This window comes from Streptococcus parauberis NCFD 2020 (genome assembly GCF_000187935.1).
In the GTDB taxonomy this organism is placed as follows: domain Bacteria; phylum Bacillota; class Bacilli; order Lactobacillales; family Streptococcaceae; genus Streptococcus; species Streptococcus parauberis.
In genome coordinates, this window is sequence record NZ_AEUT02000001.1 from 568972 (window position 1) to 583374 (window position 14403).

The 14403-nt window shown below is 34.4% G+C and carries 16 protein-coding genes; 4 read left to right on the plus strand and 12 right to left on the minus strand.

Features of this window, described 5'->3' with window-relative positions; genetic code table 11:
• Position 1 precedes the first annotated feature (1 nt).
• Positions 2-1060 (minus strand): PTS sugar transporter subunit IIC, encoded by a 1059-nt coding sequence (locus SPB_RS02830; protein ID WP_003103421.1) that lies wholly within the window; start codon positions 1058-1060, stop codon positions 2-4.
• A gap of 191 nt (positions 1061-1251) precedes the next feature.
• Here SPB_RS02830 and SPB_RS02835 point away from each other — a divergent pair, with 191 nt between their 5' ends.
• Entirely contained in the window at positions 1252-2136 is an 885-nt protein-coding gene (locus tag SPB_RS02835; protein ID WP_003102535.1) for a LysR family transcriptional regulator, read from the plus strand.
• 35 nt (positions 2137-2171) lie between these two features.
• Here SPB_RS02835 and topA read toward each other — a convergent pair whose 3' ends face one another.
• From topA to SPB_RS02880, 9 genes are all read right to left on the minus strand, one after another.
• Positions 2172-4307, minus strand: a complete 2136-nt coding sequence (gene topA, locus SPB_RS02840) for a type I DNA topoisomerase (RefSeq protein ID WP_003105989.1) — start codon at positions 4305-4307, stop codon at positions 2172-2174.
• A gap of 105 nt (positions 4308-4412) precedes the next feature.
• A complete protein-coding gene (gene dprA / locus SPB_RS02845) occupies positions 4413-5252 on the minus strand; it encodes a DNA-processing protein DprA (protein ID WP_003105308.1) in 840 nt (279 codons plus the stop codon).
• A 60-nt stretch (positions 5253-5312) separates the two neighbouring features.
• Entirely contained in the window at positions 5313-5858 is a 546-nt protein-coding gene (locus SPB_RS02850; RefSeq protein WP_003103370.1) for a sugar O-acetyltransferase, read from the minus strand.
• A 71-nt stretch (positions 5859-5929) separates the two neighbouring features.
• Complete coding sequence (rnhB, locus tag SPB_RS02855; protein WP_003105815.1) at positions 5930-6703, minus strand: ribonuclease HII; 774 nt, start codon at positions 6701-6703, stop codon at positions 5930-5932.
• Entirely contained in the window at positions 6687-7541 is an 855-nt protein-coding gene (ylqF, locus tag SPB_RS02860) for a ribosome biogenesis GTPase YlqF (protein ID WP_003105571.1), read from the minus strand. The genes rnhB and ylqF overlap by 17 nt, the downstream gene beginning before the upstream one ends.
• A 173-nt stretch (positions 7542-7714) precedes the next feature.
• The gene (locus SPB_RS02865) at positions 7715-8131 is read right to left on the minus strand and encodes a MarR family winged helix-turn-helix transcriptional regulator (protein ID WP_003104767.1); all 417 of its coding nucleotides are present in this window, start codon (positions 8129-8131) and stop codon (positions 7715-7717) included.
• A 21-nt stretch (positions 8132-8152) separates the two neighbouring features.
• Positions 8153-9040, minus strand: a complete 888-nt coding sequence (locus SPB_RS02870; RefSeq protein ID WP_003104209.1) for a lipoate--protein ligase — start codon at positions 9038-9040, stop codon at positions 8153-8155.
• Entirely contained in the window at positions 9037-10719 is a 1683-nt protein-coding gene (gene lpdA, locus SPB_RS02875) for a dihydrolipoyl dehydrogenase (RefSeq protein WP_003102612.1), read from the minus strand. Before lpdA ends, SPB_RS02870 begins: the two co-directional genes overlap by 4 nt.
• 70 nt (positions 10720-10789) lie before the next feature.
• Complete coding sequence (locus SPB_RS02880) at positions 10790-11239, minus strand: OsmC family protein (RefSeq protein WP_003103500.1); 450 nt, start codon at positions 11237-11239, stop codon at positions 10790-10792.
• A 196-nt stretch (positions 11240-11435) separates the two neighbouring features.
• On the opposite strand from SPB_RS02880, the gene SPB_RS02885 reads away from it, so the two are divergent.
• From SPB_RS02885 to SPB_RS02895, 3 genes are all read left to right on the plus strand, one after another.
• Positions 11436-11894 (plus strand): DUF1836 domain-containing protein, encoded by a 459-nt coding sequence (locus SPB_RS02885; protein ID WP_003102494.1) that lies wholly within the window; start codon positions 11436-11438, stop codon positions 11892-11894.
• Positions 11878-12528 carry a PAQR family membrane homeostasis protein TrhA gene (gene trhA, locus SPB_RS02890; RefSeq protein WP_003105638.1) on the plus strand — a complete coding sequence of 217 codons (651 nt, stop codon included), beginning with the start codon at positions 11878-11880 and terminating at the stop codon, positions 12526-12528. The genes SPB_RS02885 and trhA overlap by 17 nt, the downstream gene beginning before the upstream one ends.
• Positions 12529-12629: 101 nt before the next feature.
• The gene (locus tag SPB_RS02895) at positions 12630-13535 is read left to right on the plus strand and encodes a diacylglycerol/lipid kinase family protein (RefSeq protein ID WP_003104835.1); all 906 of its coding nucleotides are present in this window, start codon (positions 12630-12632) and stop codon (positions 13533-13535) included.
• A gap of 191 nt (positions 13536-13726) precedes the next feature.
• On the opposite strand, the gene SPB_RS02900 is transcribed toward SPB_RS02895, so the two are convergent.
• Both SPB_RS02900 and SPB_RS02905 read right to left on the minus strand, forming a co-directional pair.
• The gene (locus SPB_RS02900; protein WP_003103924.1) at positions 13727-13909 is read right to left on the minus strand and encodes a hypothetical protein; all 183 of its coding nucleotides are present in this window, start codon (positions 13907-13909) and stop codon (positions 13727-13729) included.
• Between the two features lie 8 nt (positions 13910-13917).
• A complete protein-coding gene (locus SPB_RS02905) occupies positions 13918-14262 on the minus strand; it encodes a hypothetical protein (RefSeq protein WP_003105637.1) in 345 nt (114 codons plus the stop codon).
• Positions 14263-14403: the final 141 nt, after the last annotated feature.

Consider the following 14403-nt stretch of genomic DNA (forward strand, 5'->3'; position numbering starts at 1 on the left):
ACTAAACATCCAATTTATAGTCGTTAGGATCGATAAATTTTAAGACTTTGATAAATAAATAATTAAATGCATAGTTCAATACAATTGGAGCAACAACAAAGACAATAACAACAATAAGAATGTTGGCAAATGACCAGCCACCTTTTGCTAAGTTCAAAGCATTGATTGGGCCAATTAGACCACTGATCCCAAAACCAGCACTTGCAGGTGTACCTTGAATGTTAAATAATGCAGCTAAAACACCAAGAACTGCTGCTGATGAAAGCATTGGTAACATAATAATTGGTTTAGCTAAAACAGTAGCCATTGAAATTTTTGGTGAACCAAGAACGTGAGCTAAAGCGGTACCTTTTGAATTTACTGCCCAACCTGCCATACAAAGACCGAAACTTGCTGCGCAGATACCAAGATTGGCTGCACCTGAACCAATACCCGCTAAACTAATTGCTAAGGCAATACCAACAGTTGTAATTGGTGACACAATAAGGAAACAGAAAATCATGGCAATCAATACTGACATTAAAATTGGTTGTAAACCAAGTAATGAAGCAATACCTTGACCAATCATAGTTGTAATCATTTTAACATAGGGTAAAAGAAAATGTCCAATACCACCTACTAATAGTAGAGTAACTGTTGGTACAATAATCAATGTAAATGATTTAGTTTTATCTGATAAGAATTGGATTAATAATACACCAAGAGCTGCTGTGATACCCATATTAATGATGTCACCAGTACCTTGAAGCATAAATGCTCCTTTAACAAAATTGGCAGCACCACCAGCGAACATTACTGCTAGACCTAATGAAGCAGATTGAATTGGGTTGAACTTAAAGTTATTACCAACTAGCATCCCGATAACAAGACCCATCATAGTTGTTGCTAATCCTGCTGCGGCTATAAGTGTTCCGAAACCTGACCACAATGGTAAAAGAGCTTTCATCAATTCTCCAAGAATAGCTCCTGGGATAAGAACAATAACAGTGCCTAATGCTAAACCATTTAAGATATTTATAGTAAATGACTTAGCTGTTTGTCTTTTTGTAACTTCTGACATAAGATGTCTCCTTCATATTCTTTGCTTGTGATTTCACTAACTATATTTATATTAACATATAGACGCAGATAACTAAACTTAGTAAAACTTATTGTACTATATGTTTTACAGTAAAATACATTTTTATAATGATAATGACCAGAAAATGTACATTGAAGTGTGCTATACTAATCATAGGAAAGGGAATTATCATGGATATCAGACAATTAACTTATTTCATCACAGTCTCTGAAACAAAGAACTATTCGCATGCAGCAAAAAGTTTATTTGTTACACAACCTACCCTCTCTCAATCAATAAAAAAACTAGAAGCTGAATTAAATACTACTTTATTTTCACAAAGTGGACGTCAACTACTTCTAACCGAGGCAGGGGAAATACTCTACAAACGAGGAAAAGATTTATTAGCAGATTTCAATCAAATTACAGAAGAAATTCAACAATTAGGTCAGGAAAAGAAAGAAACGATCAGAATAGGTTTAACGGGTCTTTTTGCAATTCAGTTTATGAAACAAATTTCAACCTTCATGGCAAAACACTCAAACGTTGAAATTTCGATGATCCAAGACGGTTCACGCAAACTCCAGGAACTACTTTCATTGGGGCAAATTGATATTGGGCTCTTATCATTTCCGAGTATCTTCAACAATATTACCATTGAACCATTACAGACAACAACCAAAGGTTATCAAGTCAGTATTGTACTTCCAAAAAATCATCCATTGGCAAAAAAAGAATCGTTGCGATTAATCGATTTAAAAGATTGTAAATTTGCATCATTATCAGAGAATTTCATGCTAGGTGAGATGCTACCTCGTCGTGCAAGAACACTTGGTTTTGAACCAAATATTGTCTTCAAGCATGATGACTGGGAGGTTATTATTCACAGTTTAAAGAGTTTAGATGCTGTAGCAATTCTAGCCTCTGAATTTAAACCGCTAAGCCAAATTGAAGAACTAGTTTGGATTCCTTTCCAAGATAAAAATGATTTTTATCCAATTGGTATTGCCTATCGTGATGATTATTCTTTTAGTCCAATGATTGAAGAACTGCTAGCAACCATTAAAACAAATTAAAAAAGAATTTTAGGACATCCTAAAATTCTTTTTTGTTATTTAACTTTTTCTTCTTTGTAATCACACGTCTCACTACTACATACAACTTGTTTGCCACCACCTCGAATTTTCTTCTCAACTAAGTAATCACCAGATTTAGGACATGTTCTGCCGACTGGAATATCCCAAGAAGTGAAGTCGCATTCAGGATAACGATCACAACCATAGAAAATACGATTGCGTTTTGTTTTACGTTCAATGACTTGCCCTTTTTGGCAGATTGGACAAGTGACGCCAATCTCTTTGGTGATTGCTTTTGTGTTACGACAATCTGGGAAATTGCTACAAGCATAGAATTTACCAAAACGGCCTAATTTGATAACCATTGGATGGCCACAAAGATCACAGTCAAAACCAGCTGGTTCATCTTTAATTTGAATTTTTTCAATCTCGTCTTCAGCCTTAACAAGATCATTTGAAAATGGTTTGTAGAAATGGTCAATAACAGTCTGCCATTTAACTTGTCCTTCTTCAACTTGGTCAAGTTCAGCTTCCATACTGGCCGTAAATGCCACATCAACAATATTAGGGAAAAATTCTACAATCAGTTTATTAACGATTTCACCTAACTCTGTTGGCTCAAATCGTTTAGCAGCTAATTTAACATAGTACCGTCTTTGAATAACTTCCAAGGTTGGAGCATATGTCGACGGACGACCAACACCGTTTTCTTCTAAGGTTTTGATTAGAGTTGCTTCTGAATAACGAGCTGGTGGTTGTGTAAAGTGTTGTTCTGGTGAACTTGACTCTCGTTTAACTGTTTCACTTTCTGTCATTTCAGGCAACATTTTATTTTTATCTGAATCATTATAGACTGCCATATAACCATCAAATTTAATTTGACTACCATTTGCAACAAAAGTAACTTTATTTTGCTCAAGAGTAACTTTAACAGTATCGAAGATAGCTGCAGTCATTTGACTGGCAACAAAACGATTCCATATTAAAGTATAGAGTTTGAGTTGATCTTTATTTAAGTGTTTGGCAATTGACTCTGGCGTATGATTAACATTTGAAGGTCTGATTGCTTCATGGGCATCTTGTGCGCCACTTCCATTTTTAATACGACTTCCATGTTTAGAATACTTGCTACCAAAACGATTACTAATAAAAGTAGCTGCCTCGTTTTGAGCAGATGGACTAATCCTTGTTGAGTCAGTACGCATATAGGTAATTAGACCTTGTGTTCCTTGACTACCAAGATTGATACCCTCATATAAATTTTGAGCTATCATCATTGTTTTACGCGTACGGAAATTAATTTTGTTGGCAGCATCTTGTTGTAATGAGGAAGTTGTATACGGTAATGGAGCATTACGACGGCGTTCTTTTTTCTCAACTTTCTCGACTGTGAAATCATCATTTTTAATGCGAGAAAGAACGTCTTTTACTTCTTCGTTAGTATTTAATTTAACTTTCTTGCCGTCAACCCCATAAAAAGAAGCTTGGAATTTCTTTGTACCTTTTTTAAAGAGACTATCGATTGTCCAGTACTCTTCAGGTTTAAAAGCTTTAATTTCATTTTCGCGGTCAATAATAAGCTTTAGTGCAACAGATTGGACACGACCAGCAGATAAACCTTTTTTGACTTTTTTCCAAAGAATTGGTGAGATAGAATACCCAACAATACGGTCTAAAACACGCCTTGCTTGTTGAGAATCAACTAGATTCATATCAACTTGTCTAGGCTCAATAAATGCATTTTTTACTGCATCTTTCGTGATTTCATTAAAGACAACACGATTCTTATCTTCAAGATTAAGTCCTAAAATATGAGATAGATGCCATGAAATTGCTTCTCCTTCACGGTCCGGGTCACTTGCCAGAAAAACTTGTTTTGCATTTTTTGCTTCTTTTTTAAGTGAATTAATCAGTGGACCTTTACCACGAATATTGATATATTCTGGCTCGTAGTTGTTTTCAAAATCAATTGACATTGATGATTTTTTTAAATCACGGATATGACCAACTGATGCGACAACTTTGTAGTTGCGTCCTAAATATTTTTCAATTGTTTTTGCTTTTGCAGGTGATTCAACGATGACCAAATTCTTTTTTGGACTGGTTGTTTTTTTCTTACTTGTGGCTTTTTTACTAGTAGTTTTTGCCTTACTTGTAGTTTTCGTTACCAAATTGACACACTTCCTATAACTTATTGGTTAAAGCTTCTAGAATAATATCCCATTTTTTTGGAACTGTCAATAAAAAAATTTGTTATATAGGAAGAAACTTGAGAATTATTGGTATTCGGAAAGGATGTCTAAGCCATTTGTGACGCATTTTGCACCCTCTTTGATAAGCTGGTGACATCCCTCTGAATTATTATTGACAATCGTTCCTGGTATTGCAAAAATATCTCTTCCTTCATCCAGTGCATACTTACAAGTAATTAGACTTCCAGAACGGACTCTGGCTTCACAGACTATGATTCCTAATGATAGCCCTGCAATTATCCGATTCCGTTGAGGAAAATGATAAGCTAAAGGTTCTTCTGCTGGTCCATATTCACTAATCAATAGATGGTTATTCGCAATATACTTTTGCAGTCGATGATTTTCTTTTGGATAAAATTTAGTCATCCCTGAACCAATTACAGCAATTGTTTTCCCTCCATTTTTGATAGCTGCAAAGTGGGCAGCCGTATCAATCCCTCTGGCTAATCCACTTACAATAACAAACTTACTATTTAACTCTTCGATAATTTTATCAACGGCATGAATACCTTTTTTTGTTGCCTGACGCGAGCCCACTACACCTAAAATAGGCTGATTTAATAAGCTAATATCCCCTTGATAAAATAAAAGAACTGGTGGATTATAGATTGATTTTAAAGAAATTGGGTAGTTTTTATCAAAAATTGAAATGGAAGGAAAAAGATTGAATTCATTTTTTATTGCACCAATGTCTAAAGATTTATAATTCTCAATAAAAATGATTGGTTGCTTGCATTCAGATATGAGTGCCATATTACGTAAGGAAAGTTTTTTGTCATATTTTTCCTGATAGGCGATAATTTTTAAAATGCGATGATTTTCTAGTCCAGCTTTTTTCAATTTGTATAGTTCGAAATTATTCATAATAATACCTCTCACTATATTATTCGAATAAGAAAAAAATCCCTAAAAGGGATTTACTCATTATAAATTTTTTATCACACGAGCAGGATTTCCACCGAGAACAACATTATCCCCAAAGGATTTTGTAACGACACTGCCAGCTCCAACAACGACGTTATCACCCAGAGTGATTCCAGGTAAGATAGTTACACCACCACCCAGCCAAACGTTGTCTCCAATAGTTATCGGAGCACCAAATTCAAGCCCAGCAATTCTTTCCTCAGCATTAAGTGGGTGTAAAGGCGTCAATAACTGACAATTAGGTCCAAACATAGCATTATTACCAATGCGAATTTCACAAACATCCAACATAGTCGTATTAAAATTAGCATAGAAGTTTTCACCTAGGTAGATATTGGTACCATAATCACAGGCAAAATTGGCTTCCATAAAGATATTATCACCAGTCGACCCGAGCCATTCCTTCAAAATTAGACTTCTTTTATCCCCATCTAACTCATTGTTGAAGCGTGCCATATAGTCACGTTTTTTCTGACGCATGGCTTTAAGATCGCTATCACTAGCATCATACATTTGACCCGCAATCATTTTTTCAAATTCAGTCATTTCACATCTCCTCGTAACTAGTTAAAAAGTATTTAAACGAAAAACTACTATTTTTCTGCTGAAAACTAGTATTAAAGCATGGATTTAACTGGTTCAAATGTACGTCGGTGGATTTCAGTCACGCCCAATTTGCGCAAGCCTTCCAAATGATTCTTTGTTCCATATCCAGCATTTTTGGCAAAATCGTAACCTGGGTATGCCTTATCATAATCAACCATTAAGCGATCACGAGTGACTTTAGCAACAATTGAAGCTGCCGCTATAGATAAAGAATTGGCATCTCCTTTAATAATTGATTCTTGAGGAATAGAATTCTCAAGTTTCATCGCGTCAATCAAGAGAAAATCAGGAGTCAAATTGTCACCTTCTAAGTTATTGATTGCGGCTTGCATGGCTAATTTAGTAGCCTGATAAATATTAACTTCATCAATCACTTCGTTAGTCATTAAACCAATACCAACTGCGATTGCTTTCTCTATAACCAGATTATAAATCATTTCATGTTTAGATTTAGGTATTTTTTTGGAATCATTCAACCCAGTGATTTTACAGTTTTTCGGCAGAATAACACAGGCTGCGACAACTGGACCTGCAAGGGGGCCACGACCTACTTCGTCGATACCAGCAATGGCTTGATAGCCTTGAGCATATAAGGATTTTTCATAGCGTAACATATTCTCTAGGCGCTGGTCTTCATCAAGTATAGCTTGAATAGCCCTTTTTCTCGCCTCTGAAGCCTTCTTGACCCCTGCACGGCTATCTGTATCAAAAGTAGCAAAAAGAGGGTTAGTGAGGTCATTAATGGCCTCTAATTGACTTTTAATGTCTTTAATCGTCAAAGCCATCAACATCACCTACTTGATCAAGGGTAAAGACACCCAGTCTGCCGTCTCGAACTTCTTTGACAAAAAGATTGTAAAAACGATCATAATCATCTTTATAGCCAAGCTTTCTAGTCATAGACATAATTATTTCTGGAGCTTCGTCTTCAAGGTTGATTCCTTTAAAACGGTCAAGTAAACGATTTGGATAATGCTCTTTAAAGTAATTTAAACCAAAAATAGTCACTTCATCCATAGGTAGCAATTGGTCTTTGATTGCACCTGTCAATGCTAACTTAAGACCAACTTTTTGATCTTCGAATTTGGGCCATAGAATCCCAGGAGTATCTAAAATTTCCAAATCTTTATTTGATTTTAACCATTGTTGACCCTTGGTAACCCCAGGTTTATTACCAACGACTGCTATTTTCTTACCTGCCAGACGGTTCATCAAAGTCGATTTACCAGCATTTGGAATCCCAATAATCATTGTTCTTAGGGTTTCTTTTTGGATACCGCGGTCGCGTAATCTTTGAATTTTGTCTGCCATCAAGTCTTTAGCTGCTTCAGTCACTTTTTTAACTGTAGATTGCTCTTTCGAGTTAATTGCTAGTGTTTTGATGCCTTGTTTCTCGTAGAATTGACGCCACTCTTTTGTCATACTCTTATCAGCTAAGTCTGCTTTATTTAAAATCATTAATTTAGGTTTGTCACCAACAATTTTAGTCAGCATTGGATTTTGACTTGATAAGGGTAAGCGTGCATCTACTAGGATAGTCACGAAATCAACGTGTTTAATATTTTCTTGTACTTGTCGTCTAGCTTTGGACATATGTCCTGGGAACCATTGAATGATAGCCATGTTTTTTCCTTTCAACTTAAATGTCAATTAAGTTCTGATCTATTTTGAAGTTATTTGTCTCATGTAAATGGTAATAAATACTTCAAGCAAAGCCTATTTTACCATTTTTTTAATGATTTTGCTCCTGATTAGAATATAAAATGACCTTTCAAATAATTGAAAAGCCATTCTTTTTATTTTATATTTTCTGCCATTTGTTTCATGACACGTTGGAATGTCAGTAAATCTTCATTTGGAATTCCTTTTACAGCATCATTTTTAAATCTTTCAGCAACTGGCAGAATCTTTGTATACATTTCCCGACCATTGCTTGTCAAATCAAGAAAATTAGTCCGTTTATCAAATTGGATACGTTGAATAAGTCCATTTTCTGTCATCCGATCTAATAATTTAGCAATAGTTGGCTGTTTTGATCCCAATAAATTAGCTAATTGTTTCTGACTAATCTGCTCATTATTTGCAATATGGTAGAGAGCCATCCATTGAACACGTGTTAGTCCATATGGTTGGATACGATTATCTAATTCAGTCGCAAGTAACTTACTTTCTTTATTCGTAAAATAGGCTAAACATTCTTCAATCTTAAACATACAACCTCCAAAAAGACTATATCATAAAAGACGAATCAATTCTACAATTTTATCATTATTTTCCGGATTATAATCATTTCCTATAAATGTATTAAAATTTTCATCACTAAACCTCGGATTTAAACTGTCAGTATAGACTTTAATTGCTTTGATTTTGTTATCTTTAGTCTCTATAAAAACTTGAAATAGGCCACTAACAGTCTTTTCTTCGATTTGAGCTGTAAAATCTGGACTTTGTGCAAAAATCCATTCTTCGGAAGAGAGATATTTAGCTTGATCAATGATATCATCAGTCCAATCTGGAAGGATTGGTTCTTGATTCAATACCTGACAAAAGCTGGCAATTAAATTCGAACTTGATAATTCTCTATTTTTTTGGTTTAGATTAAGAACCCTTGATTTTACTGAAGTAATTCCTTTAGATTGTAATTTGATTTTTGAAGGTTTTAACACCTTACATAGAACGGCCTCATTTAAATCAACCAAGCATGTTCCATGATGAAGCACCCATTCATTCTCAATTAGATAAGCCATTCCACTAATTTTTTTACCATCTACTGTTAAGTCGTTTCGACCATTTTTTTCTACAATTATTCCTTTTGTCTCAAGTACTTTTTGAATGAGGTTTATAATTTCCTCAGTCGATTCTTCGGTTGAAATATAAGAATAGTTAAGATTTCCCTGATCATGATAGACCGCACCTCCACCACTATATCTTCTGACTAAACAGATTTTGTTTTCTTTTAGATACTCCATATCGACTTCCGCATATGGATTTTGATTTCGTCCAATAATTACTGATGGTTGATTGACCCACAAAAACAGAGCTTCTTCCTTTAGATCGAGAAGATGTTTTTCAAAGGCGATGTTTTCATATGGATTTAATCTATCAGAAAGGTATAATTTCATTCGTGAAATGCTCCTAAACCAAGATCAAGTGATGCTTCATGGATAACTTCAGCTGTTGTAGGATGGGCAAAGATGATTTGTTCAATTTCATCTAATTTCATTTTATTTGTGACATAAGTTGTTAATGTCGCAATTAAAGTGGAGGCATCTGGTCCTATAACCGAGGCACCAATTACAGTATCTGTTTGATCTTTAATAATTTTGACGAAGCCTTGTGTTTGATTCAATGTTAAAGATTTTCCATTAGCTTCAAAATGAGCATATCCTACTTTATAGTCTATTCCTACTGCTTTTGTTGCTTCTTCGCTTAATCCAACACTTGCAATTTCAGGTGAAGTAAAGACAACACTAGGTGTATTAGTTATTGTAAATTCACTTGCCATGCCTAAAATATTTTCAACAGCAATCATCCCTTGTTTGCTTGCAGCATGTGCAAGTTGAATCATATTGTTTACATCACCAACAGCGTAGATATGATCGACAACTGTTTTCATGTGATTGTCTACTAAAATACCTCTAGTTTTTTCATTAAGAGTGACGTCTGTTTTTTCTAAAGCAAGTTCTTCCATATTTGGTTTACGACCAACAGCAACTAGTACTTTCTCACTGATAGCAAATTGTTCTTTACCTTTTTCTTGGAAATGAGTGATAACTTGTCCATCAACTGCTTCTGAAAATGCCGAAACTTTGCTTTCTAGATAAACTTTGATGCCTTTTTCTCTTGCTATATCAAGAATAGTTTTAGAAATTTCTGCATCCATATTTGCTAGTAAGGCGTCCATAAATTCAATAACTGTTACTGAAACTCCAAGTTGAGCATAAAGGAAAGCAAATTCAAGACCAATGACACCACCGCCAACAATAACCATACTCCTAGGTAATTCTCTATTATCTAAAGCTTCAGTACTTGTCAAAATGTGTTTTGAATCAATCCCTGGAATGTTTGGAATGGCAACGACTGAACCTGTCGCAATAATACAATCTTCAAAAGTGACAATAGTTTCTTGTTCAGAATCTATTTTGACACTTGTATTATTAATGAAACTCGCTTGGCCTATAATGACTTCAATTTGATTTTTTTCCATCAGAAATTCAACACCGGTGGTTAATTTTTCAACAATTTGATTTTTACGATCAATAATTGCAGGCATATCCGGTTTAATCTGACCATCAATCATAATCCCAAAATCCTTACTATGGATAGCTTGCTCATATAGTTCTGAAGAAGCAATTAAAGCTTTAGTAGGGATGCAACCTACATTTAGGCAAGTCCCTCCCATTTTATTTTTTTCTACTAATAAAACATTTTTCCCAGCCTTTGCAGCTCTAATGGCTGCAACATAGCCACCAGTTCCACCACCTATTATGAGAAGATTCACACTTTTATTAATTATTTCTTTGCTAGTGCTTATTTCTTTCTTGCTAAGAATTTCACTACTATCAGTTTGAGTGTCAGAAGCAGCTAGTTCATAAATATCTTGACCAACTGTCACAGATTCACCCTCAGTTACTAGAAGTTGAGAAATCCGTCCATTTGATTTTGCTTTAATTGAACGATTTCCCTTTTTAGTTTCGATTTGAAAGAGTTCTTGCCCTTCTTCAACTAAGTCTCCTTGAGCAATATTAATTTTTCCGACGGTAAAAACTTTGCTACCAGGAAAACTTGGTAATTTTTCCATTTTTATCTCCTTAAATAAAATTCAGGAAGGCAAAAATGCAGCTTCCTGAATAGCTCACTATATTATTGACTTATTTATCTTCAATGACAGCTGCAGTACGAATAACCTTTACACCATTTTGCAAGTTATCACTAACTGGGCAATGTTGATCAATAAATTCTGAAAAAGCATCAACTTTTTCTTGTGGTTCAGAAGTTACAAAGTGAGTAGAATAACGAATTTCCTGGAAACCATTACGGACTCCTTCTGCCAATCCCATAAATCCATCAGGATCAAGGTCTCCTTCTAATTCCATCCAGAATTCATCATATTTGAAGTCTTGAGATTCTGCAAATGCTGCACAAACAATTGATTGACAAGCACCAAGTGCACATAGAACGGCTTCTACAGGATTCATTCCTGTATTAGTTCCACCAAGTTCTTCTGGCTCATCTAATGTGATTTTGAAACCACGCGCATTAGCTTCTACTTGCAATCCATTGGCAGTCTTTCTGGCTGTCGCTTTAAATGTTTCTAACATAAAATACCTCCAAAATTAAAAAAGTTGTGTAACAGTTAGCATGCTATCTGTTTTGATTATAACGCTTTCAATTTGTGAAGTCAATAACTTTCTTATAGATTTTGCTATTTTTTTCACAATTAACTTTTTTCTTGCTTTATTTTTTTAATAATGTTATTATCTAGTTATTGAAACTAGATAAAGAGGTTTTTAAAAAATGACTTTTCCAATATTGCCAAAATGGGAACAACTACCAGATCTTGATTTATACTTAGATCAGTTGTTACTCTATACCAATAAAACAACTAATTTTGGTAGCCTGGCCATCCAAAAAGAAGTTACTGCTTCAATGATTAACAATTATGTCAAACATGGGTATCTGGCTAAGCCAATCAAAAAGAAATATGAAAAACAACAAGTTGCTAGGTTAATAGCTGTTACCATACTAAAAAATGCTTTTCCAATCCAGGCCATTGCACAAGTTTTAAGCCAGCTCCAAGAAAAGTCCAATTCTCAAGTACTTTATGATACATTCGTCGACTATTGGAATGAGGAAAAAACTCAAGATACTCCTGAGATAATTATCAACGCTTGTCAAACAATTAAGTACTACTTCCAAACCCTTCAACTAGTCGAAATTACACAAGAGGTACCAAAAAATGAATCAAACCTTTAAACAAAGTCTTCCCTTATCCTTTGGAGAGGAGGTGGCAAATGCAACAACCCATGCAATTGGATCAGCGACAATGCTTGTCCTACTTCCGATTACAGCTATCTATTCATATCAAACTTACAATTTACAGGCAGCTGTTGGCTCTTCAATTTTCGTGATTAGTCTCTTCTTAATGTTTTTATCATCAACTATTTACCACTCAATGACCTACGGATCACCTCAAAAGTATATACTGCGGATCATTGACCACAGCATGATTTATATTGCTATTGCCGGTTCTTATACACCAGTTGCTTTATCACTTGTCGGTGGTTGGCTAGGCTATACTATCATTATTCTCCAATGGGGTATCACTATTTTCGGAATCCTCTATAAGATTTTCGCTAAAAATATAAATGAAAAATTCAGTCTTGCACTCTACCTGATAATGGGCTGGTTAATCGTCTTTATCTTACCAACTTTAATTCAAAAAACAGGACTAACATTTGGGATATTGATGTTTCTAGGTGGCTTATCTTATACAATAGGCGCAGCCTTCTATGCTAAAAAGAAACCGTATTATCATATGATTTGGCATTTATTTATACTCTTAGCATCCGCTTTACAATATATTGCAATTGTTTATTATATGCTCTGAGAAAAAATTAACAAGACAAAGAGGCTAGTCAAACGACTAGTCTTTTTTAGCAACATTTAAACTTTTAGTGATATAATAAAATAATTAGAAAAGAGGACTTAATGACCACAGTAGCAATATTTTTCAATCCGAATTCTGGAAAAAAAGATGACCTTTTAGCTAGTACTGTTAAGGCATCACTTATCACCAAAGGAATCTCAGAATCAAATATTACTATAATAATCCCAAAATCAATAGAAGAATTATTTTTATTAGCAAAAGCAGCCAGCCATAATGGTGTTGATATCATTATTCCACTCGGCGGTGATGGCACAATTAATAAAGTTATTTCAGGTGTATACGAAGGTGGTGCCCATTCTCGAATTGGCCTTATTCCATCAGGAACAGTAAATAATTTTGCTCAAGCTTTAGACATTCCACTTGATTACCAGGCAGCCATAGATAATATTTTCGATGGACAAATTAAAGCTGTCGATATCTGCAAAGTTAACAATGATTATATGATTAGTAGTTTAACTTTAGGCTTATTGGCTGATATTGCTGCTAATGTTACAAGTGAGAGCAAACGTAAATATGGACCCTTGGCTTTTCTCAAAGACAGTCTACGCATTCTTCGCAGGAATCGAACTTATTCAATTATTATCAATGAGCAGAATAATACGTATATTGCTGATCTCAAATTTTTACTGATTACAATGACTAATACCATTGCTGGCATGCCATCATTCTCTCCAGATGCCGCAATAGATGACGGGCACTTTCAAGTTTACACAATGAAAAAAGTATCTTTTTTCAAATTTCTCCGTCATAGGAATGACTTTTACAAAGGAGATTTTTCAAGAGCTAGAGAAATTCACCATTTTAGTGCTAACGAACTCAGTCTTGAACCAACTAATCCTCATAGAGCATTTAATCCACGGACACGAGTTGACGGCGATAAAAGTAGTCGTCTTCCTATCAGATTGACTGTCTTACAAAAAGCAATTCAAGTCATTGTTCCAAAATGAAAGAGGCCCCCCGAGGGCCTCTTTCGTGTCTTATCATATTTATGTCCGAATTATCAGGTTGAACATCGAAGTAGTTTTTTAAAATCATCACCCTTTCTTTAAAAATAATATAATTATCATTGCTTATTATTCATATTAAGAATAATAAGTTACAACCCTATTATTTGAAAAGATAAATCGACAAATATTATTTATTTTGTCTTGTCAAAATAGTTTATTAACCTGCTAATATTTGCCTGTAATTCATCCACTCTCTGATTAGCATCTTCTAGTAAGCTATCTTTATCTTCTTTAGGTAAACTGAAATAAGATAAAACTGCTACAAGTGTCCCTGTCAGCAAACCAACTAGTAGACCTGACTTTTTATTAGTCATAGGTACTCCTATTTCATTTTACGACCATTTAACATTTTTTTTGATAATCTTAGAACTGGTACTAATAATATTACCAATTGAAAAACATCTTTCATATCAAATTTATTTTTTTGACTAACTGGTTCTACATTTTTATTTTTATTAAACATAACTTTTCTCCTTGGTTCTTCTTCAATGACAACCTTATCTTTTTTAGGGCTAACATTTTCTTTTACATAGATAACTTTATCTTTAATTTTTTCTGGTAATTTCTTTTCTTCGATTACTTCCCCATTTACTAAACCACCAATTGAAGTTTTAGCAAAGTCTGCAACTTGGTCAACAATTTGATCAATTTTTTCTTGAGATAACATAATATTGCCCTCCAAATATTTTTTATTCACTTGAATTCTTCCAAGTCAAAACAAGATTAAATAATGTGTAAAAAGACTGATAAACCTTATAGGTAAGGGTTTAGTAAAAGTGACAACACGTTATTTAATTTATATTGTCAT

What these genes read in the sequence shown, in the direction of transcription:
- SPB_RS02830 (WP_003103421.1), bottom strand. Translation starts at nt 1,060, where the DNA reads ATGTCAGAAGTTACAAAAAGACAAACAGCTAAGTCATTTACTATAAAT.
- SPB_RS02835 (WP_003102535.1), top strand. Translation starts at nt 1,252, where the DNA reads ATGGATATCAGACAATTAACTTATTTCATCACAGTCTCTGAAACAAAG.
- dprA (WP_003105308.1), bottom strand. Translation starts at nt 5,252, where the DNA reads ATGAATAATTTCGAACTATACAAATTGAAAAAAGCTGGACTAGAAAAT.
- SPB_RS02850 (WP_003103370.1), bottom strand. Translation starts at nt 5,858, where the DNA reads ATGACTGAATTTGAAAAAATGATTGCGGGTCAAATGTATGATGCTAGT.
- rnhB (WP_003105815.1), bottom strand. Translation starts at nt 6,703, where the DNA reads ATGGCTTTGACGATTAAAGACATTAAAAGTCAATTAGAGGCCATTAAT.
- ylqF (WP_003105571.1), bottom strand. Translation starts at nt 7,541, where the DNA reads ATGGCTATCATTCAATGGTTCCCAGGACATATGTCCAAAGCTAGACGA.
- SPB_RS02865 (WP_003104767.1), bottom strand. Translation starts at nt 8,131, where the DNA reads ATGTTTAAGATTGAAGAATGTTTAGCCTATTTTACGAATAAAGAAAGT.
- SPB_RS02870 (WP_003104209.1), bottom strand. Translation starts at nt 9,040, where the DNA reads ATGAAATTATACCTTTCTGATAGATTAAATCCATATGAAAACATCGCC.
- lpdA (WP_003102612.1), bottom strand. Translation starts at nt 10,719, where the DNA reads ATGGAAAAATTACCAAGTTTTCCTGGTAGCAAAGTTTTTACCGTCGGA.
- SPB_RS02880 (WP_003103500.1), bottom strand. Translation starts at nt 11,239, where the DNA reads ATGTTAGAAACATTTAAAGCGACAGCCAGAAAGACTGCCAATGGATTG.
- SPB_RS02885 (WP_003102494.1), top strand. Translation starts at nt 11,436, where the DNA reads ATGACTTTTCCAATATTGCCAAAATGGGAACAACTACCAGATCTTGAT.
- trhA (WP_003105638.1), top strand. Translation starts at nt 11,878, where the DNA reads ATGAATCAAACCTTTAAACAAAGTCTTCCCTTATCCTTTGGAGAGGAG.
- SPB_RS02895 (WP_003104835.1), top strand. Translation starts at nt 12,630, where the DNA reads ATGACCACAGTAGCAATATTTTTCAATCCGAATTCTGGAAAAAAAGAT.
- SPB_RS02900 (WP_003103924.1), bottom strand. Translation starts at nt 13,909, where the DNA reads ATGACTAATAAAAAGTCAGGTCTACTAGTTGGTTTGCTGACAGGGACA.
- SPB_RS02905 (WP_003105637.1), bottom strand. Translation starts at nt 14,262, where the DNA reads ATGTTATCTCAAGAAAAAATTGATCAAATTGTTGACCAAGTTGCAGAC.